Consider the following 21142-nt stretch of genomic DNA (forward strand, 5'->3'; position numbering starts at 1 on the left):
AGAGATGTTACCAAAGATCCTAAAGAATTTTAACGTATTTGTTGATGGTCGTGGCTATGCAGGAAAAATAGATGAAGTAACCTTGCCAAAACTTACCATAAAAACAGAAGAATACAGAGCTGGTGGTATGGATATTCCAATAAATATTGATATGGGCATGGAAAAGCTTGAAGCAGATTTCACTTTTTCTGAATATGACTCTGAGCTCTTTAGACTTTTCGGATTGATAAACAATAATGCTGTTTCTCTTACTTTAAGAGGAGGTTTGCAGGGAAGTAGTGATGCCGAATCAGTAGTAATTAACTTAAGAGGGCTCTTTAAGGAACTTGATTTTGGTAACTGGAAGGCTGCTGAAAAAGCAACACTAAAATGTATAATTGCTGCCAACTATTATAAGCTTACCATTGATGGCAGAGAATTGATTGAAATTGACGCTGAGAATATGATTCGCAAGATCGATGGTGTTGATCAAATGACTTCTATGCGCACAGCTTTAGGAATTTAACTAAAAGGGTAAAACAATGCAAAAAATTAAATTAACTGAACCAATAAAAATCGATGGAATTTTAGTTTCAGAGCTAACTCTACGCCGTCCAAAAGTTCGAGATCGTTTAGCTGTTGAACGTATGGGTAATAGCGATGCAGAGAAAGAAGTAGCACTGATTGCAAATCTTGCAAGTATTTCAAGAGAAGCAGTAGAAGAATTTGATTTAGCAGACTACAATAAGATTCAAGAAACGTTACAAGGTTTTTTGTCTCAGCAGAAGAATTGAGGTTGAGCATATTATCACTTAGCTCAATGGTTGGTGGTGGAATCAATCAGTGGCTTGATATGGATATTGAAGAATTTATTACTTGGTTTGAAAGTAGCGGAAAATTATACAAATGAAGGCAATTTCTATAGTAATTGGAGCAACACTGCAAAGCAGTTTTAATAGTACGATAGCAGGTAGCACGAAGCAACTTTCTCGTATTGGTAGTACGATAAAACAACTTGAATCATCAAGTAAATCAGTATTCAAGTTTAAACAATTAAGCCACGATGCTCTGCTTGCTAGGCGTTCTTGGAATGAACTAGAAATAAAAACAAAATCTCTTGCTCAGCAGATAAAAAATACAGGAGCACCAAGTAAGAGCCTGCAAAACGAGTTTACAAGGTCTAAAACTGCAGCACTGAAAGCTAAAACAGCTTATTTACAAAAAAGAAGTGCTCTCCACCATTTACGCACGGAGTTCAGTAAAAGTGGTAGAGATATAAAATCTCTTATTGGAGATCAAGTTAAACTTGGCTCTTCTATTGAAAAGCTTAAAAATAACTATACAGCTTTAAATTCCGTAATGCAAAAACGTAAAGGAGTTTTAGCACAAAGAGCAAATTTCAAAGCTCAAATGATGGATGCTGTGGCACTTGGCCTCACCCTTGCAGCACCACTTAAGGCTGCAATTAGTTTTGAGAGTGCCATGGCTGATGTAAAGAAAGTTGTAAAGTTTGAAGATACAGATGTAAATGGCTTAACAAAACTTGGGGAAACATTAAAGGAAATGTCGCGTACAATTCCGCTATCTGCGGCAGAACTTGCGCAAATTACTGCAAGTGGTGGTCAACTTGGTATTAAAGCTAAAGATCTTACGACTTTTACAGACACTGTGGCCAAAATGGCAACTGCATTTGATATGTCAGCAGAAGAAGCAGGAGACGCTATTGCTAAACTTTCTAATATTTATCAAATTGAAATTGGTGAAATGAAAGGCATTGGTGATGCAATAAACCATATCTCTGATAACACTGCAGCAAAAGCTAAAGACATTGTTCCTGCATTAAACAGAATCGGTGGTACAGCAAGGCAATTTGGCTTAACTGCAGTAGAAGCGGGAGCTTTAGCAAGTAGCTTCATTAGTCTTGGTAAGACCCCCGAAAAAGCAGGTACAGCAATTAATGCGATGCTCAGTAAGTTGCAAACAGCAAGTAAGCAAGGTGGCAATTTTCAAAAAGCTTTTCAGCAGCTAAAAATAAATGCTAAGGAATTTGAAAAAGCAATTGGCAAGAATGCACAAGGCACATTAGTTAAGTTTTTAGAAACAATTGCAAAACTAGGTAAGCAAGAACGTTCTAGCGTTCTTTTTGATCTCTTTGGTCTTGAATATCAAGACGATATAGCACTACTCATTGGTAGTCTTGACGAGTACAAAAAATCTTTACGATTAATAAACGGGGAATATAAGGGCTCAATGCAAAGAGAGTTTGAAAATAGAGCAAATACTACAGCAAATAATCTTCAGCTACTTAAGAATTCAATAGCAGAAGTAGGAATGAATCTTGGTTCTGTATTATTACCACCTTTAAATTTTACTGTTAATCTTCTGAGGTCAGCAACTACACAAGTAGCACTTTATGCCAAGGAATATCCAGTATTGACTACAGTAATCATGAGTACTACTACAGCGTTGATTAGCATTAAAATAGCAGCCATATCTCTTGGGTACGCCTGGACTTTTGTAAAAGGTACTACTTTTGCTCTTTTGTCTACTTGGAGAATGTTTGCATCTGTCATTACTTTAGTAAAAATAGGTCTTTATTCTACTTCTGCAGTTTTTCCAGCGGTAATTGCTGGATTTAAAGCGTTGACAATTGCTGTAATGAGTAATCCTATTGGACTCTTTATTGGCGGTCTTGCTATTGCTGCAACTCTGATCATTACCAAATGGCAAGTGGTAAAGAACTTTTTTGTTACTATCTGGGAATCGGTAAAAATTGTATGGAAATCTTTTTCTGATTGGGTAGGAAAATTTTGGAATAATATTACTCAACCTTTTAGAACAATCAGTAATCTGTGGAATAAAAGAAATGAGGCTAAACTAGAAGTTAGGTCTGTAAATAATGTTATAAGCAATTCTCTTAAACATCCAATTGCAGCACACAGTAAGACTTTAGAGAATAAAACGCAAAATAATCATTTCAGTATCAATATTCATCCAAGCCCTGGACAAGATGCACGTAGTATTACTGACGAAGTAATGGAGCGAATTAGAGAACAATTTAGCGGAGCACTTTACGATACAAATTGAATTATGCTATCTCTTGGTCCATATAGATTTTCATTAACTGAGCGAGGGTTTACACGCAGAAATGAATATCGCTGGCCTGCACTTGACCGTATCGGGGAAAAGCCATTACTTCAAAGCATTGGCCCTGGAGAAGATATTATTGAACTTGCTGGAGTGGTCTATGCAGGCGGGCTGAAGCAAATAAATAATATGAGAAATTCTTCAAAACCTTTTTTACTTATCGATGGCCAAGGTAACGTTTTAGGCCATTTTGTTATCGTGAAAATAGAAGAAACACAGAAATATTTTTTTCCAAACGGTGAACCAAGAAAGATTGAGTTTCATTTAAGCTTGAAACACTACGATAACGTGCTGTCAGACGGATCACTAAATAATCCCATTGACGATATACAACTTGATAATGATGTATTATAAGACTAAGGAAAACGATATGTTGGATTTAATCTGCTGGAAGCACTATGGATTCAGCTCTGAGGCAGTTGAGGTTGTGTTAAGAGCTAATCCTGGACTTGCAGAGTATGAACTTCTTCCTGCAGGCTTAACCATTAAACTTCCTGTTATTCAAAAAGCAATACAAAAGCAAGTAGTAAAACTATGGGATTAAAATGACACCAGAATTTAGTATTTCAGTAGAAGGAATTTCCATCACTGAATTGGTAAAAAGTCGTTTGGTATCAATGCATATTACTGATGAAGCTGGAGTAATAAGTGATACTGCTGTAATTAATCTTGATGATCGAGATTCATTATTTGAGATTCCTACAACGGGAGCAAAGCTGAATATTTTACTTGGGTATAAAGAGATTGGTATTATGCCAATGGGAGATTACATAGTAAATGAAATTACGGTACAAGGTTCACCACAGGCGCTAAAGATTAAAAGTCATGCAGCAGATCTGAAACAGTCCTTAAAGGAACAAGTGTTTAATGAGTGGCATCAAATTACTTTAAATGACTTGGTAGAGCAAATTGCGAGTAAACATGGCTATCAAGCTAAAGTTGCTGCAGAGTTTGCAAACATTATTATATCACATATTGATCAGACTGCAGAAAGCGATATGCATTTTTTAACCAGGCTTGCTCAAATTTATGGGGCAATAGCAAAACCTGCAGGAGGGTATTTACTTTTTGTTCCAAAAGGAAAAGCAAAATCAGTTACAGGAAAAACTTTAAGCACCACTACTTTAACACCTGCAGATATTACAAGTTGGAAAGTAAGATTTAATGAGCGTAATCAATATGGCTCTGTTATTGCTTACTGGTATGATTATGAGAAAGCAGAAACTATAACAGAGAAAATAGGTGATCAGGAGCCAAGCTATATTCTACGAGATATTTATGCAAGTAGTGATTTGGCCCGTAGTGCAGCCTCTGCGAAGTTAAATCAGCTGATGAGTAGTGCAGCAACACTAAATATCACAATGCCAGGCAAACCTGAGTTATTTGCTGAAGCCAAGATCAATCTTTCTGGATTTCGCAAAGGAGTTTATGGCAAATGGATAATAAATAAGGCTGAGCATGTAATTGATAACCTGGGTTATCGTACTACATTAACAGCAGTTATGGAGGCACGAGAAAGTAAATTGATAATTTCCTCATAGATCTCTTTTTTTTCTTTATTATTGTTTAATTCCTCTACAGCAAGATCTAAAGGAATTTTTTTATCTTTGTTTTTAGCGAGAGGATTTGCTCCATTTTTCAGTAGAAATTTAGTAATTTCTAGATGTCCTTTTCGTGCAGCATAGTGCAGAGATGTCCAGCTAAAAGCATCTGTAGTGTTTATATCAATGCCTTCTTCAATTAGGAATTTTACAACTTCTAAGCAACCTCCGCTTGTAGCATAGTGTAATGATGTTGCGCCAAAATGATGAGTAGCATTGATATCTACCACTTTTATTAAGGATTTTACAGTATCTAAGTTACATTTTTCAGCTGCAGTAGACAATGTTTCCAGATCATTGCCATTTGCCTTATTTTTTATTGGTATGTTTTTTGAAGGTTTAAAGTGCTGAAACAAAAAGATAGCACATATTATTGGTATTATCGAATTTATTAATAACTTTTGAAAAAGGCTAGATTTCATGTCTCTTATATTATTTGCATCGCTTGTTTAGTGCAACCAATTAACTTTATTTAGAAAAAATTTTTTGGACGTAATTTTGATGAATCTTGTATATATCAATACGCAGCTCTTTATGCAAGGAAACTTTAAGATGAAAAACCAAAGTACAGGAAAGATCCCTGTAGCAGTAATTGCTACTATGGTGATACAAACAATAGGATTGATCTGGTGGCTGGCCAAGCTCGACTTAAGAGTGCACATGCATGACAGGTTTATAGAACAAAATCAAAGGACTACAGAAATCATCTATCGCCTTGAAGAAAGGGTCAAAAACCTTGCTGAGGAAGTTAATGAACTTGAGCAGAGACAAAAATAAAAAAGTGGCAAAGTATATTTTATCTGTTGATGGAGGTGGAATCAGAGGAATAATTCCTGCCATTATTCTAGCAGAAATTGAATCTAGGACAAAAAAGCCAATTTCCCAGATTTTTGATTTAATGGCAGGCACCTCAACCGGTGGGATTATTGTTGCTGGACTTTGTAAAAGCAATAAACTTCAATACTCTGCCAATGATTTGGTTGAACTTTACCAAGAGTATGGAGCATATATCTTTCAATCATCATTTTGGAGAAAATCAATTGCTTCTTGGCTGAGTGGTTCTCAGTACTCGTATAGAAATATGGAATTTATTCTCAACAAATACTTTGGTGAAAGTACTATGGCCGATGTTGCGAGTAATCTACTGCTCACCAGATACCGTCTTTATTGTCAACAAATTATTTAGCTAAAAAGAATAAAAAATAACAAAAAGTTTTAATTTAGGCTGATACCTTCTATAAACTAGTGTAACTATTTATAAGTACTTTCAGTTTGTGTGGCGTACTTATAAACAGTTACACTAATTTTTTACTGTGCCTTCTTAGTTTTATGAGAATTGTTTTACAAAGTTACTAAGCAACTCTGTTAAAGTCAATGTGAGAGGCAGTGCATCAGTTATACGTTCAGCGAATCTGTCTCTTATAAAACAAGCAGCAATTTTGAGTAACCAGGTAATAAAGATACTCAAGAACATCTAAAGTTTAGTACAAATGACAAAATATATTCTCTCAATTGATGGTGGTGGAATAAGAGGAATTATTCCAGCAATGATATTATCCGAAATAGAGCAAAAAACGGGTAAACCTATTTCTCAAATTTTTGATTTATTGGTGGGTACTTCAACTGGTGGTACTATTGTAGCAGGATTATGTAAAAAAGATAGCAAAGGAAAGCTACAATATTCAGCTGATGACTTGGTTAATCTTTATCAGGAGTACGGACCTTATATTTTTAAGTCTTCATTTCTAAGAAGATCAATATTTTCTTGGATTAACGGTGCACAATACCCCAGTAAAAATATTGAACATGTACTTCATAAATATTTTGGCGATGATATCCTTAAAAACACTTTAAGTAATGTGTTGATTACGAGTTACGATATTCACAATAATTGCCCATTTTTCTTCAAAAGCTGGAAAGAGGATAGAAATTTTATTAAATTAAGGGATGTATTAAGAGCAGCAACTGCAGCACCTACTTACTTTGCACCTAAATATTTAAAAATCAACCAAAAGGAAATGGTATTAATAGATGGAGGAGTTTTTGCCAATAATCCAGCAGCATGTAGCTATGCAAGCAGCAGAAAGCTATTTCCTAACGATGATGTAGTACTTCTGTCCATCGGCACTGGCAGATCGTCTCATTCCATTAAATACCTCAGATCGAAAAGACTTGGCAAAATATCCTGGATTAGGCCATTGATAAACGTAATGTTTGCCTCTGGACTAGATTGTGTAAATTATCAGCTAGACCAGATTATTAACAATAGCTATATCAGAATTCAATCGCAGCTAAAAGTAGCATCAACGGAGATGGACAATACAACATACGAAAATATCAAGTGTTTAAAAAAAGAAGCACAAATGATGATTGAATGTAATCAAAAAGCAATAGATAAATTCTGTACAGTAGTATCATAAACTTTAACCTTTTAATCTAGAACTCGCATTTTTGGACGTTTCCTTTTAAGCTTCAGTAAACCTCCTAACTCTATAGTTCTTGATATGATCTGGATTAAAAGCCTTCCTTGAACTTAAAACACCAAAAACTATATGGAGTAATTTACGCATTGCAGCTCCCACAATGGCCATATTATGCTTGCCTTTCTCTTTTAACTTCTCACAAAAAGTCATAATGATAGGATTGTGATTTTTAGCTACTATAGCAGGAAAGTACGTTGCCTTACGTAATATGCGTGAACCGGTTTTACTTAATCTGGGCTTGGCATATACAGATGAGCCTGATGTTATATTTTGTGGTATAGTTCCAGCATATGCTGCCAATTGCCTGGCATTTATAAAAGTTTTTATATCAGGAATTTCAGCTAAAATAGCTATTGCTGATTCTTCTCCTATGCCTGGAATAGTCAATAGAAGTTGAAAATTTTCCAACAATTCTTTGTGTTGATTTAATAGTTCACGTACGGAGTTTTTTATTGTTTCTGTTGATTGTTCTATGTTCATTGCAAGGCTTTCCCAAGCATTTACAACTTCTTCAGGAAGTCTCTCTTTTTTTTCTAAATGATTATTTGCTAGTGTTAACTCATCTTTTAATGCATCTGAGCAACGATAAAGATGTTTTAATTTTTTCTTTTCAGGAGAAGGTGGTGTCCAACGAGAAGGTTCCTGTCTTTGACAATAATCTGCAATAATCTCTGCATCAGACTGGTCATTCTTTTGTCGTTTCAGCTTACTCCTTGCATAAGATTTTATGCAATAAGGATTTACAACACTAACGAAATATCCGGCATTGTGGAGAAATTCAGCCAAAGCTTCACTATAGCAACCAGTAGCTTCCATACAGGCTTTTATCTCTTCTATGTTATGTTTTTGTAGAAAGTTTGCCAGACCTTGAAATCCAGAATCATCGTTTTTAAATTTCCTTTTTCTAGTTTCACGTTTTCCTTTTTTACTTATAAACGAAAGAAAAACGTCAAAGCGTTCTTTTGAAACATCTATACCAAGAAAGTTGTTGATCATATATAACTCCATACGTTACTATTTTAAAATGAAAAGTAAGGCTTACCTTGTGAATACAGAATTAGAACCATTGAGGTTTTTCTACGATACCGTCCAGCCTATACTTTTGAGCAGTTGTGTTAAAAGTCAATAGAAAAATTGATGTAGCTGTGAATAAATACTTAAAGTTGTGTGGACGTATTTATTCACAGCTACGCTAGTACTAGATAAAAGCAGAATTAGGACTATATTCCTTAGTGAACACTCTACCATCTCTTACTAAAGAGTTAGCAAGAATAAGTAATTTTCTCATGGCAGCAGTAGAAGCAACTTTATATGGTTTTTTGTATTGATCATATAGTCTATCAAAGAAGATTTTTATATAAGAATTGTACCTTTGTGCACTAAGGATACACATATACAAAACTGTTCTAATTTGTGATCTACCGCCTTGAATACACCTTTTTCCTTTACTAAAACCGCTGTCTCGATTAAATGGCGCAATTCCAGAAAGGCTAGATATTTCTTTATGTTTAAGAATTCCTAGTTCTGGCATGTAACAGATCATAGTAATAGCCAAGGTTTTACCGGCACCTGGTATACTAGTTATTGACATGTATTTTTTTTTAAGCTCTTGACTTTGATCAATTAATACCATCATTTCATCTTCCAAGATTTGAATTTGATTTTGCAAAATTACAAGCAATTCTTCTATTTGTTTGATTATGGATACATCGGTTATCTGGTGAGCTTGGGTTTTCTGTATCTTTGCCATTTCCACTAGTTGATTTCTGCGAGATAGTTTTTGCTTCAAACAATCAGTATTATTAACATTTAAAGGAGTAACACGCATGTCTGTATTATTAATATAACGTGAGATGATACTACAGTCTATTTTATCAGTTTTAGTACTAATACCAAGGCTTTTTGCGTAATCTCTAACCCATCTAGGTTGAATGACATATACTTCAAAACCATTGCTTAGTAAAGTGTAAGCGCATAGTTTTTCGTATCCACCAGTAGCTTCTAATCCAACTTTTGTTACATTATGCAAGTGTAGAAAGTCGAGCACTTGATCAATAGCTTGTACGTTATTTTCAAACGTTTTATAATAACCAAGTGGATGAATGTGGATGTCTAGTTTAGTTTTGCTAACATCAATGCCAGCAATAGTATTTGGTGAATTCATAATTCCTCCATAAAATAATATTGAATACTGCATTTTCCACCCTTATATACGAGCCTAAAAGCTCAATCAGTTGTTCGGAACTTTCAGTATATAAAACAGAGAAGAGAACCTTGCTCAAAAACGGTTCTTATAACCAAGAAGGGAAACGGTTCCTCTTCTCCATATGTCCTTATATTGCCATTCTATAACATTTATAAAGACTTGTTTTTAACATATAAGAAGGGGACTCTTATCTGGTCAACAGATTTTATATCTAAGTTATGACTCAGAGTTCTTCCCTTCTCCACCTAATGCTTAAGCTTAAAACACTAGATGCTTTTTACAAGATACAAGTTATGACATTCACAATAGTTGTGAATTTTTCTTCAAAAGTTGGAAAGAAAAAAACATTAAGTTGAAAGATGCACTCAGAGCTACAACAGCTGCTCCAACGTACTTCACACCAAAACGTCTGAAAATTAGCCAAACAGAGAGAGTATTGATAGATGGCGGAGTGTTTGCCAATAATCCAGCGGCTTGTGCATATGCAAGTGCTAAGAGGTTATTTCGAAATGATGAGATTATACTGCTATCAATAGGCACTGGTGGAACAGATAGAAGTATAAAGTATGCTAACTCAAGGAGATTTGGAAAAATAGGGTGGGTCAAGCCACTACTGAATGTGATGTTTGCCTCTGGATTGGATTGCGTTGATTATCAACTAGAGCAAGTAATAGGTAGTAGATATATACGAATACAATCACAATTGCAAGTAGCATCAGCTGAGATGGATGATATAACATCTAAAAATATTAAATGTTTGCAGCAAGAAGCAAAGGCAATAATAGAAAGTCATCAAAGAGTAATTGATGATTTTTGTGCTATCAAAATAATATAAGTTTAAGGCAAGACTTTTTTGATAAAAATAATTTGGACGTTTTTTTTACCAATCTTGTATATATATAACATAAAAGCGCGTTTTCACGCAATCAAATCAAATGGAACATAACAAAGATACTTCACAAAAGTCTACTATTGAGGCCAAAAAGCTTGAACTACCAAAAGGTGGTGGAGCGATAAAAGGAATAAGCGAAGCTTTTGAAGCTAATTCGTTCACTGGTACTGGGTCCTTCTCAATACCAATTCCACTTCCAACGTGCCGTAATTTTTCGCCTTCTTTAAGTGTTGATTATAGCTCTGGTGGTGGCAATGGAGTATTTGGTATAGGGTTTAATGTTTCAATAGCAAGTATTATCAGAAAAACATCAAAAAAAATTCCAACTTATGATGATGAAGATATTTTCGTACTTACAGATGATTTAGTACTCGTTAATGAGTCGAGTAATAGTGAATATGATATTACTTACTATGAGCCACGTATTGAAGGATTATTTGCCAAAATAGAGCGTTTGATAAGTAAAAATGATAATAGAGTTTATTGGCAAGTTACTAGTAAAGATGGCAGTGTTGCCATTTATGGTAAGAATGAACAAGCACAAATTTATGATCCAAAGAGTAATAGACGCATAGCAGAATGGTTACTTGAGGAATTAAGTGATGTATATGGAAATAAAATATCCTACTATTACCGCTCTAGCAAAGTAGAACAAGGTGATGGCAGAGTAATTGATCGCATTACTTATGGACATAATAAAGAATTAAAGTACAACCATTTTGAAGTTCTGTTTGATTATGGTAAAAACGATTTTACCAGCCCGATAGATAAAAAGTACAACGAAGAGAGAAAAGCAATTCTCCGTCAAGATTCGTTTACCTTGCACACTACAGGATTTGCAGTAAGGACTGAGCTATTATGTCGAGCTATAAGAATTTATCACCGTTTTGACAAGCTTGGTAAAGAGCCAAAGCTAGTAAATGGCACATATTTTGATTACGATGAAAAACCAACAATTACCTACTTAAGAGCGGTAAAACAAGTTGGCTATTATGAGAGAGGAGAAAAAAGATTTACTAAGGCTACACCAACTTTAGTTTTTTCTCATACTAGCGATAATCCAACTTATATTTCGACAACTTCAGCAGTTGCAATAAAAGATGAAAATAAACCATCTAAACAGCTTTTACAGATTTTAAAAGAACAAGATTTTGTATTTTCAGAGCAGGATTCAGAAATTTCTGAAGAAAACTCAAATTGGAAAATTAAAGATAGTGAAAAAACTCTTGTCATAAAAGAAAAAGGAATTTTTTTAGATCTTCATAATTTAAATAATAAAAACTCTTTTAAATCGGTAAAAATAGAAGGAATAAACAAAAACTTTCCTGGGTACTTAAATGATCAAAGGTTTCAATCGGTTGATTTATATCAAGAAGGTATTGAAGGAATATTGTATAACGATGGCAATACAATCCTTTATTTTAGGCCAAATGGTGATGGAGAGTTTGCTCAAGCTAAACTACTGGAGCGTTTTCCATCGCTGCTTCGTAAAACTACTTATTCACTGACGAGCTTAGAAGGTAACGGTGAGTTACAGCTTTATGTGAATGAAAGTGGTTTTCAGGGTTACCATGATTTTGATGGTAATAGTAAATGGAGTGAATTTAAGCCTCTTGAATCGCAAGTAATCAACTTGAGCAGCGAAATTCAAGAGATGATAGATGTCACAGGAGATGGAAGAACTGATATCGTAGTATTTGAAGGAGAAAGCGTCAGAGTATATCCATCAAAGGGAAAAAAAGGTTACAAAAAAGCTATTTACAGTAAAGCGCCAAAAGATCTGCCAAATCAGCGTTTTAATTCAGAGAGTACTTTAGTGCGCTTTGTTGATATGTTTGGTGATGGTAAAAGCCATTTAGTCAAGATAGAAAATGGCAAAGTAGAATGTTGGCCAAATCTTGGCTATGGTAATTTTGGTGAAAAAGTTGTATTTAAAAATGCTCCATATTTTAGGGATGGATTTAATGCGAAAAGACTTTATTTTGCAGACATTGATGGTTCTGGTACTACAGATTTAGTTTATGCAAATCACAATAGCTTAGATATCTACTATAACAACAGCGGTAATTCTTTCAGTAAATCAGTAACTTTGAAATTACCGGTGAATTACAATCAAATTGGTCGTATTGAGTTTGCTGACATTCTAGGAAATGGAACTAACTGTTTGCTTATTAGCTATCTGGATCAAAGTTTAAAGTTACAGCATTTATACTATGATTTTTACAATGGAGTAAAACCGCACTTACTGAAGCAAATAGATAATAACATGGGTAACATTACTCGTCTTCATTATGCAGCTTCTACTAAGTTTTACTTGGAGGATAGAAAAGAAAATCGTCCTTGGGTTACAAGTCTGCCATTTCCAGTACAAGTAGTTGAAAAGATAGAAACCATAGACAACATAGTAGGAAGTAAACTTACCAACAAATATAGCTATCATCATGGATTTTATGATTACACTGAAAAAGAATTTCGCGGATTTGGTTTTGTAGAAACTTGGGATACTGAAGATTTTGCTACAACTGATCAAAAAGAAGATTATGTTGCTCCTATTTATACCAAGACTTGGTATCACACTGGAGCTTATAAAAAGGCAGAAAATTTAGTTGAAAGTTATAGAAATGAATTTTACCAAGGAGATGGCAAAGCGTTAAAAATAACGCCACAAGTATTTGATGAAAGTATTATCTCAATAGAGGATGAAAGACAAGCATATCGCGCTATTCAAGGGCAAGTGCTAAGACAAGAAGTGTATGGTTTGGATGAAAATCCTGGTCTTTACCAGCATCCATACTTAGTTACTGAATCCAGTGCTTGTGTAAAATTGCTTAGTACAAACAGCTCTTATAAAGACTTTAGATTTAGATATAGAACATTTTTTGTCAATTTACAGGAAACTATCAGTTACCACTATGAAAGAAATTGCTGTGATCCACGTATTGAGCATAATTTTGTTTTAGAGGTTGATGAGTATGGTAATGTTTTAAAGTCAGCAAGTATTACTTACCCACGTCGAAACCAGCCAAGTAATTATTTAGAACAGCAAAAACTACATGCTACTTTAGAATATAATTTTTACGTTAATAATACTAAAGAATTTTACTTGCTTGGAGCTCTTTATAAATCACAAGCTTTTGAAATTGGGGGCCTAGTTGATGGCTATACTAATATTAATGACTTAAGGACTCACATAGAGAGGTCTCTACAAAATACGATAAAATTTGAAGAAAACTTAAACTATACAAATCCGCAAGCAAGGCTCTTAGGTGAAAGTCACAATTATTTTTGGAATAAAGAACAAAATTCTACTTTACCACTTGGCTCTGTAACGCAGCAAGCACTACTTCACCACACCGAAGCTATGGCATTTTCTGATAGTCAAATCAAAGAAGTATTTTCAGGCAAAATAACCTCTGAGCAAATGCTCAAAGATCTTGGCTATAAAAAAACGTCAAATAACTTTTGGTGGGCACCAAGTCCAACACAGTATTATTATGGTAGTGATAAATACTATTTACCTGAAAAAGTAATTGATGTTTTTGGCGCTGAGACTGCAATTGTTTATGATCAGTATAATTTACTGCCAATAAAGACGATTATAAAAGCAACTGAAAGCTCAAGTTATGAAACGACAGCAGAATATGATTATCAGCGCTTAAGTCCAGTAAAACTCACTGATTACAATGATAATGTTTCAGAAGTTATATTAAATCCACTTGGGGTGGTAGTTGCCACATCTCTTTATGGCAGTGAAAAAGGGGAAAAGAAAGGTGATAAACCACTACTCGAATATCAAGTCAGAAAAAATCCAAATTTTGAAGATGTTTTAGGCACAGCAGCAGGAGCAAATGGCCCAGAGCACTATTTACAGAATGCAACCAGCTTCTTTTATTATGACTTAGATGCTTGGAGAAAAAATGGCCAACCTGTGCATGTGATTAATCTGCAGAGAGAAACTCATGTTTCAGAAGGAAGTTTTACAAGAATAAGGCAAATTGTAACTCACATTGATGGGTTTGGTAGAAACCTTGAGACTAAAATGCTCACTGATTCTGAGAGTGAAAAGTGGCTAGCATCAGGGAGAGTTGTATATAACAATAAAGGCACGGAGGTGAAAAAGTATGAACCTTTTTATAGTAATTCACCTTTTTATGACCTCGAAGAGAGTGTGCGTAATCAAGGAGTATCTGACACTCTTTATTATGATCCTCTGCTGAGGAATATTCGTATTGATACGGCAAAAGGTTTTTTCAGCAAAGTAGAATTTGATTCGTGGACTATCAAGAATTTTGATCTTAATGATACAGTGAAAGATTCGACATACTACAAAGAATTTACCGAGAAATGGAATAAAGCAAGTGCAGGAGGAAAAACAGCTTTAAAAGACGAAAAAGATGCACTCAGCAAAGCAGAAAAGCATTATAATACGCCAACCATAGAGCATTTGGATAGTTTAGGAAGAAAGTTTTTGCAGATAGAGATTTTAAGCAACAACGAACAAAGCAATGTAGAATTAAAATCCTACGTCAAACTTGATATTCAAGGAAATGAGCTAGAAAGTGTTGATCCAAGGTTTTATGAGCAAAATCAGGGTAAGGAAGAAAAGATAAAAAATTTTCGCCACGTTTATTCGATGTCTGGGCTTTTAAAGAGTAGCAGTATTGATGCTGGAGAAACCTGGAATTTAGCAAATGTTGCAGGGAATAGCGTATACAATTGGGATGGCAAAGGGTCACTTACTTACACAGAATACGATAGACTACAACGACCAGTAAGAGTAAAAGTTACTGATGAGGATCTAAATTTAAATGGCAATGTTGTTGAAAGATTCTTTTACTCTGAGAATATTCAAGATAAGGTAACAAATCGTTATGGAACGCTTATTGCTCATTATGATCAAGCAGGATTGACTGAAGCCAAAGAAAATGATTTTAAAGGCCAAACGTTAAAAAGTAGTTTTCTTTTAAGAAAGAATTATAAGCAAGAAGCAAATTGGCAAAACATCGAAAATATTATCACAACTCATTTAGATCTTGAGCGGGAAATATTTAACTCAAGTATGAAGTATAATGCAATCGGCGAAATAATTGAAAAAGCAGATCCACAAAATAATGCTCATATTCCAGTTTACGATATAGCAGGCAGAGTAAAGCAAATTAAGCTCAAAAAACCAATGGAGGTAATAAAAACCTATGTTTCAGACATCAGCTATAATCCTAAAGGTCAACGTACATCGATCACTTATGGTAATGGTGTTGAAACCCGCTATAGCTATGATCCTAAAACATTTAGATTAACTAAACTGGAAAGTGGCAAAGGAGAAAAGAAATTACAAAGTATCAATTATACGTATGATCCTGTCGGTAACATTACCAGAATGAATGATGAGTCTTATAAGACTATTTTTCCAAATAACAAGAGTATAGATACTAAGTCAGATTATCATTATGATTCGCTTTATCGGCTCATTCAAGCAACTGGCAAAGAACATCCAGCTTTAAATGGCAAAGAAGATGTTATTACACCAATCCCTCATTTAAACAATCAAAATGCGATTAGTAATTATACTGAATATTATGAATTTGATTATGGAAGTAACATTACGCAAATTAGGCACACAGGGGTTCATAGCTCTACTAAAGAGTTTTATATATCAAGTAAATCCAATAGGAGTTTACCTATAATAGAGGACAAACCTGTAAATGAAAGTTATATAGATAAAAATTATGATGAAAGCGGTAATTTACTTAAGCTGAGTGGCTCGCAAGATCTGCATTGGAATTACCGCGATAACATAGCATACGTTAACATTATCACTCGCTCAAGTGGCAAAAATGATAGTGAATATTATGTTTATGATAGCAGTGGACAGCGTGTCCGAAAAGTTACTGAAACTTATCAGAATAATGAAACAAATTCTACTCGAGTAGAAAAAATTTACTTTGGTGATATTGAAGTTACCAGAGCATATCAAGAGAGCGGTTTAAAAAAAGAGAAATATACAGTTCATGTAATGGATGACAAAAGTAGAGTAGCTATGCACCATTATTGGACAAAAGGAACACCTGATGAAACTAGAAATAGTCAAAGTCGTTATCAACTGAGTAATCATTTGGATTCAGTAGCCTTAGAATTAAATGATGGTGCTGAAATCATTACATATGAGGAATATTTGCCGTTTGGTGGTACAGCGCTGATTGCTGGTAAAACAGCTCGTGAAGTAACAGAGAAAGAATATAGATATTCAGGAAAAGAAAGAGATGAGAGCACAGGTCTATATTACTACGGTGCACGTTACTATGCTCCATGGCTCCTAAGGTGGATAAGTTCCGATCCTGCTGGGACTGTGGATGGGTTGAATCTTTATCAAATTGTTAGGGGGAATCCTATTAATAGTATTGATATAGTTGGTTTCTCCCGTACCCCATCTATAGTTTACATTGATAGGGACTTTCCTGAAGATAATGACCCAATACAACATTTAAACGCTCGCTTTGTAAGCTTCATTGGTCTTGGTGGAACTATACAAAGAATTGCACAAAATATTCAGGGACGTAATGGTGGGGATTTTAGGAACAACTTAGTTGTTGGGGCAGACAGAATAAATGAAAGAGGAGGCGGAGGTGCTGAGTTCCAAGATCGCATGGCAAAAAAAATTGATGAACACCATGCGGCTCATTTAACTCCAGGAAGGATTAATCCATATGCAAACTTAGATGCCAATGAACATACTGAGTTAAGCGGCAGGTTAGGACATACTGAAATACAGCCCAAAGATGTGAATTGGTATATAGGAAGAATTACTGATCATGCTCAATCAGATGTGCTAGGTCAAGGCCTTCTTGCAAATATAAATTTCGATCAAGGTGTAACTCTAGGTAATCTCCATGCCGTTCGAGAAATACGAAATGTATTTGTTACACATTTGCAAAATCAATTCAATCGTTATGATGTAAAAAACCTAGAAGAGGCAGAATTAAACCACGAAGCATTACAATCTAATTCTTTAGAGATTTTTGCGGATTACTTAGATGAAGAAAGTACAATATTACGAGCACTGCGAAGAGGAGTGGAAGATTTTTACAGTCCATTGGTGACAGAAAATAGGAAAGAAATAACTCATATTTCAGTACCAGAGGGAATACCAATGAGTCTACCAAATATAATGTCTTATACATATCGACAAAGAAAACAAAAATTAATAGCGCGAATAAAGGAACAGGGATATCATCCATATCGATCAGCCTTTACATATCGGGAAAGAAAACGAGAATTAATAGCACGAATAAAGGAACAAGGATATCATCCATCTTACTCGGAAAAGGTGAGAATATTCGGATAACAGATTGAGAAGCTAAGTTTTTAAAATCTTACAAATGCAAGGAGAAAATTATGACTAATACAATTAATGGCTCCCAGCTTCGTCTAGAGAAGATGGGAGTAGAACACGAAATGACTGAGAAATTACTCAGTTTTAAAAATGAAAATGATGAGTATTTATATGACTCAGCATTCAAAATAACAGATTTATGTGAGGATGTTTTTATCGAAAGAGTAAAAGACAAAATCACAGAGCAAGAAGCTAAAGATATTTACCGGAAAGCGCTAAATAGGAGAGAGTTCGTCTCTCGCTATATAGAAAACGCCAGAGAGATGACCGAACCACATTATCGAGCAATGCGTGTTTGTAATATCGATCACGATACTGCAGAGAAGTGTGACGCAATTATACACAGTTTACAAGGAGAATAATATGACAACAGATAGCAACGTAGTTGAAACTATATTTAAGACTAAAGAAGGTTACAATGAGTGTGACCACTGCCAGTCAGTTTTAAGCCCAGCGGCTTATTTTGTTAAGCTAGTTGAGACTATTGAAAAGTATATTCCAGAGCATAAGCTTAAAGAACGTCGTCCTGACTTATTTGAGCTTCCACTAGATTGTAACAGTACAAATAAGACAAAATTATACCTAGAGATTGCTAATGAAATAATGGAGAAGAATCTAGATAAGAAACTAGGTGGCAATGCTCTACAGAAGTTAGCAACAGCTAAATATCCATTTAATCTGCCTGCTAATTTTCCTTTGATTAGCATACGGGCTTACCTCGAAAAACAAGGCATTACTTTAGCTGACCTATATAAGGTGCTAAAACCAGAAGCTAATAACGTTGCAGAATCTTTAGGCCTTTCTCCAGAAGAATATGAGATTATTACTTCTACAAGTTCTAATTCAAGCGAAGTTTATGGTATAAGTAAAAGTGAGCTTAAAAACGTTGAGAAGTTCATTGCTCAAACTAATATAGACTCTGATAAATTAGAGCGGCTAATTGACTGCTATAACAGAATTTATCCTACCAATAAGCTAAGTATCAATTCTGGTACTATAGATAACATTGATCAGGCATTAGGCTTTCTACATCGCTTTATTCGCCTTGCAAACAAGCTTAATTGGTCGTTTAATGAACTGTGTAATGTATTGCTTGCGATTGATAAGAATGAAATTGACGCAGGTGCTCTTAACGAGATAAGCAGAATAAAAAGCTTAGAAGCAAGATTGAAAAAGCCTTTAAGTGAAGTGTGCAAGTTATATTCTAATGCTTCTATATCAATAGGGGGAAGTGAGAGTAAAGAAGATGCTAACAATGCAGCAGAGTCCCTATTCTTTTTACAAGGAGTAAAAGAATCAGACCTGAAGAAAATTTATGGTATGGAGGAACCTTCTGAACCATTTAAAGAAGAAATTTTTGATGAATTCATTGCAAGAACTGGAGCAAAACGTCAGGAAGTAGAATGGCTGCTCAGTCAATCTACTACTCACGTCAAAAAAGCTAAGAAGCAAGAAAAAATTAGTGTCAAAGAGCAAAAGTTTCTACACAACTTCTGTCAGTTAACTGAAAGGTTTACACTGTTGTTTGAAAAGTTAGGTAAATTGACTCAGGCTTCACCAAAGGAGCTTGTTACAAACGTAGATAACAGCACTATATTACAAAAGATTTGGAACATCAGTAAGGAAGAACTGACTTCTTTGATTAATTATAACGACAAAGTGTCAAGCAAAGCTGGAAAATCGCTTATTTTAGAAGTACACAAACAAATTCTGCTAGCAAGGTTGATGAATATTTCAATAGCTGAAGTTATACAGATTTTACTACAGTTAAACATTAGTGAGCTAACAATAAACAACGTAGAGCACGTTATTGAGTTAAGCGATTGGTTAAGCAACAATTCCATCACTATTGAGCAGTTAAGTACACTGGTAAATTCTTCTGCGCTTTCTCATAAGTATACAGAACAGATAAGCAAAATATGTGAAGAACTGGAAAGGGATCCGGAGCTAAAGCGTGATGAAAAAGCCTTTCATAACTTAGTACTGCAATATATAGGAGAACAGCTTAATGAAGAAGGACTAGCTGCAACACATGAGTTTACAAAAAAACAACCAACAAATTTACAACTGCTAAGGCTTGAATCATTAGATAAAAGTATCGTTCATGATGTAGGAATCATTGGTCAAAAGGCTGTTTTTCTTGGAGAAAGCAAAGTACTTGTATCTTTCACTACGTAAGATATTAGAGCTAAAATATTTTACAGGAAGGGTGAAGCCGACAAAATACTTATGCCAACAAGGCTGATTTTAAGATTTGCTCCCCTTCCAATTAGAGTTATAAAGACTGAACAGTATCTTTGGAATTATATCCCGTATGCAAGGTTAGTCTAACTCTTAGTTTGTTATAGTCTTGGAGGCAATTTTATGCAAGCAAATGCTGTTTTAGGTGTGGACATTTCTAAAAAGAAATTTGATGTTTGTTTACTGGTGGGCAACAAAGAACGACATAAAGTCTTTCAAAATAATCATGATGGTTTTGAAAAGCTTATGGCTTGGTGCAATCATCATGGAGCAGACCTTATTCATCTGTGTCTCGAAGCAACCGGTTGTTATAGTGAAGATTTAGTTAATTTTATGTATGACATGGAACATAATGTAAGTGTGGTAAACCCAGCCCAAATCAAAGCTTTTAGCAAGAGTGAGCTGCTTAGAAATAAAACAGATAAATCAGATGCTGCTATGATCGCTAGGTTTTGTATTGCTAATAAACCTAACCTTTGGAAACCTGCGCCTCTTGAAGTTAGAAGTTTAAGAGATCTTTATCGTTGTTTGCAAGCACTTAAAGATGATAAATTGCAACAGATGAATCGTTTAGAAAATAAAAATATGGATTCCCGTTGTAAACAAGCCATACTTGAGATAATTGCTACAATAGAAACACAAATTGCTGCTCTAGAAAAAGAAATTGATGGGCATGTCAATAACCATTCACACCTGAAAAGTATGATAGAAAACATCAAGACTGTAAAAGGTGTAGGACATCTTACCGCCGTTGCTGTTGTTACAGAGATGCCATCAGCTGATAATTTTGATAATGCTAGACAATTCACAGCTTTTGCTGGTCTAAATCCTGAACATTACCAATCAGGGTCATCAGTAAGCAAAAAGAGTCGAATATGTAAGATAGGATCTGAACGTATCCGCAAAGCTCTTTATTTTCCAGCTATAGTAGTCAAGAATCGTAATTCTTACTTTCAGAAGTTTTGCCAGCGTTTAGCCAGTAAAGGAAAATGCCCAATGGTTATAATTGTTGCGCTGATGAGAAAACTAATGCATATATTTTTTGGTATTCTTAAAAAGAATCAACCATTTAATGGTGATTTAGTGAAATAATTTTAATAGAAAAAGCAATGCAATTTACTCTCAGGGTATAATTCAGCATGTACTTTGATTTAAGAAGATGTGATAGTGTAACTGTGGATAAATATGTCCACACATATTTAA

Annotated in this window: 15 protein-coding genes and 2 pseudogenes; 14 read left to right on the forward strand and 3 right to left on the reverse strand. The window is 34.8% G+C overall.

Annotation, left to right across the window (positions count from 1 at the left end; translation table 11 throughout):
- Positions 1-4: 4 nt before the first annotated feature.
- The 6 genes from OPS21_RS00980 (at position 5) to OPS21_RS01005 (ending at position 4667) form a co-directional block, all read left to right on the forward strand.
- On the forward strand, positions 5-505 hold the full coding sequence (locus tag OPS21_RS00980) for a phage major tail tube protein (RefSeq protein ID WP_065094343.1): 501 nt from the start codon (positions 5-7) through the stop codon (positions 503-505).
- A gap of 16 nt (positions 506-521) precedes the next feature.
- Entirely contained in the window at positions 522-773 is a 252-nt protein-coding gene (locus OPS21_RS00985; RefSeq protein WP_015588509.1) for a phage tail assembly protein, read from the forward strand.
- A 112-nt stretch (positions 774-885) separates the two neighbouring features.
- On the forward strand, positions 886-3066 hold the full coding sequence (locus OPS21_RS00990; RefSeq protein ID WP_264336321.1) for a phage tail tape measure protein: 2181 nt from the start codon (positions 886-888) through the stop codon (positions 3064-3066).
- 3 nt (positions 3067-3069) lie between these two features.
- Positions 3070-3480: a phage tail protein gene (locus OPS21_RS00995; RefSeq protein WP_264336320.1), complete on the forward strand. Its 411-nt coding sequence runs from the start codon at positions 3070-3072 to the stop codon at positions 3478-3480.
- On the forward strand, positions 3464-3670 hold the full coding sequence (locus OPS21_RS01000) for a tail protein X (protein ID WP_265027753.1): 207 nt from the start codon (positions 3464-3466) through the stop codon (positions 3668-3670). Before OPS21_RS00995 ends, OPS21_RS01000 begins: the two co-directional genes overlap by 17 nt.
- 1 nt (position 3671) lies before the next feature.
- Entirely contained in the window at positions 3672-4667 is a 996-nt protein-coding gene (locus OPS21_RS01005; RefSeq protein ID WP_264336318.1) for a phage late control D family protein, read from the forward strand.
- On the opposite strand, the gene OPS21_RS01010 is transcribed toward OPS21_RS01005, so the two are convergent.
- Entirely contained in the window at positions 4604-5083 is a 480-nt protein-coding gene (locus OPS21_RS01010) for an ankyrin repeat domain-containing protein (protein ID WP_265027660.1), read from the reverse strand. The two genes, OPS21_RS01005 and OPS21_RS01010, sit on opposite strands and share 64 nt — an antisense overlap.
- Positions 5084-5279: 196 nt before the next feature.
- Between OPS21_RS01010 and OPS21_RS01015 the strand changes: the two genes are divergently transcribed.
- The 3 genes and pseudogenes from OPS21_RS01015 (at position 5280) to OPS21_RS01025 (ending at position 7147) form a co-directional block, all read left to right on the forward strand.
- On the forward strand, positions 5280-5504 hold the full coding sequence (locus OPS21_RS01015; protein ID WP_264336781.1) for a hypothetical protein: 225 nt from the start codon (positions 5280-5282) through the stop codon (positions 5502-5504).
- A gap of 4 nt (positions 5505-5508) precedes the next feature.
- Positions 5509-5895, forward strand: a pseudogene (locus OPS21_RS01020) (patatin-like phospholipase family protein); the annotation flags it as partial.
- A gap of 322 nt (positions 5896-6217) precedes the next feature.
- Positions 6218-7147: a patatin-like phospholipase family protein gene (locus OPS21_RS01025; protein WP_264336316.1), complete on the forward strand. Its 930-nt coding sequence runs from the start codon at positions 6218-6220 to the stop codon at positions 7145-7147.
- Between the two features lie 45 nt (positions 7148-7192).
- On the opposite strand, the gene OPS21_RS01030 is transcribed toward OPS21_RS01025, so the two are convergent.
- Both OPS21_RS01030 and OPS21_RS01035 read right to left on the reverse strand, forming a co-directional pair.
- Complete coding sequence (locus OPS21_RS01030; RefSeq protein WP_265027661.1) at positions 7193-8206, reverse strand: IS110 family RNA-guided transposase; 1014 nt, start codon at positions 8204-8206, stop codon at positions 7193-7195.
- A 202-nt stretch (positions 8207-8408) separates the two neighbouring features.
- Complete coding sequence (locus OPS21_RS01035) at positions 8409-9374, reverse strand: IS110 family RNA-guided transposase (RefSeq protein ID WP_264336314.1); 966 nt, start codon at positions 9372-9374, stop codon at positions 8409-8411.
- A gap of 328 nt (positions 9375-9702) precedes the next feature.
- Between OPS21_RS01035 and OPS21_RS01040 the strand changes: the two are divergent.
- The 5 genes and pseudogenes from OPS21_RS01040 to OPS21_RS01060 all read left to right on the forward strand — a co-directional run.
- Positions 9703-10251, forward strand: a pseudogene (locus tag OPS21_RS01040) (patatin-like phospholipase family protein); the annotation flags it as partial.
- Positions 10252-10351: 100 nt separating this feature from the next.
- On the forward strand, positions 10352-17650 hold the full coding sequence (locus OPS21_RS01045; RefSeq protein ID WP_265027662.1) for a SpvB/TcaC N-terminal domain-containing protein: 7299 nt from the start codon (positions 10352-10354) through the stop codon (positions 17648-17650).
- Between the two features lie 50 nt (positions 17651-17700).
- On the forward strand, positions 17701-18060 hold the full coding sequence (locus OPS21_RS01050) for a hypothetical protein (protein WP_265027663.1): 360 nt from the start codon (positions 17701-17703) through the stop codon (positions 18058-18060).
- 1 nt (position 18061) lies between these two features.
- Positions 18062-19876 carry a Tc toxin subunit A gene (locus OPS21_RS01055; protein ID WP_265027664.1) on the forward strand — a complete coding sequence of 605 codons (1815 nt, stop codon included), beginning with the start codon at positions 18062-18064 and terminating at the stop codon, positions 19874-19876.
- Between the two features lie 186 nt (positions 19877-20062).
- A complete protein-coding gene (locus tag OPS21_RS01060; RefSeq protein ID WP_264336576.1) occupies positions 20063-21031 on the forward strand; it encodes an IS110 family RNA-guided transposase in 969 nt (322 codons plus the stop codon).
- Positions 21032-21142 lie beyond the last annotated feature (111 nt).

It is taken from the genome of Wolbachia endosymbiont (group B) of Chorthippus parallelus (genome assembly GCF_947251815.1).
In the GTDB taxonomy this organism is placed as follows: Bacteria; Pseudomonadota; Alphaproteobacteria; order Rickettsiales; family Anaplasmataceae; genus Wolbachia.

Coding starts and splice junctions, on each gene's coding strand:
- OPS21_RS00985 (WP_015588509.1), top strand. CDS start 522: ATGCAAAAAATTAAATTAACTGAACCAATAAAAATCGATGGAATTTTA.
- OPS21_RS00995 (WP_264336320.1), top strand. CDS start 3,070: ATGCTATCTCTTGGTCCATATAGATTTTCATTAACTGAGCGAGGGTTT.
- OPS21_RS01060 (WP_264336576.1), top strand. CDS start 20,063: ATGCAAGCAAATGCTGTTTTAGGTGTGGACATTTCTAAAAAGAAATTT.
- OPS21_RS00980 (WP_065094343.1), top strand. CDS start 5: ATGTTACCAAAGATCCTAAAGAATTTTAACGTATTTGTTGATGGTCGT.
- OPS21_RS01025 (WP_264336316.1), top strand. CDS start 6,218: ATGACAAAATATATTCTCTCAATTGATGGTGGTGGAATAAGAGGAATT.
- OPS21_RS01005 (WP_264336318.1), top strand. CDS start 3,672: ATGACACCAGAATTTAGTATTTCAGTAGAAGGAATTTCCATCACTGAA.
- OPS21_RS01050 (WP_265027663.1), top strand. CDS start 17,701: ATGACTAATACAATTAATGGCTCCCAGCTTCGTCTAGAGAAGATGGGA.
- OPS21_RS00990 (WP_264336321.1), top strand. CDS start 886: ATGAAGGCAATTTCTATAGTAATTGGAGCAACACTGCAAAGCAGTTTT.
- OPS21_RS01055 (WP_265027664.1), top strand. CDS start 18,062: ATGACAACAGATAGCAACGTAGTTGAAACTATATTTAAGACTAAAGAA.
- OPS21_RS01045 (WP_265027662.1), top strand. CDS start 10,352: ATGGAACATAACAAAGATACTTCACAAAAGTCTACTATTGAGGCCAAA.
- OPS21_RS01030 (WP_265027661.1), bottom strand. CDS start 8,206: ATGATCAACAACTTTCTTGGTATAGATGTTTCAAAAGAACGCTTTGAC.
- OPS21_RS01015 (WP_264336781.1), top strand. CDS start 5,280: ATGAAAAACCAAAGTACAGGAAAGATCCCTGTAGCAGTAATTGCTACT.
- OPS21_RS01035 (WP_264336314.1), bottom strand. CDS start 9,374: ATGAATTCACCAAATACTATTGCTGGCATTGATGTTAGCAAAACTAAA.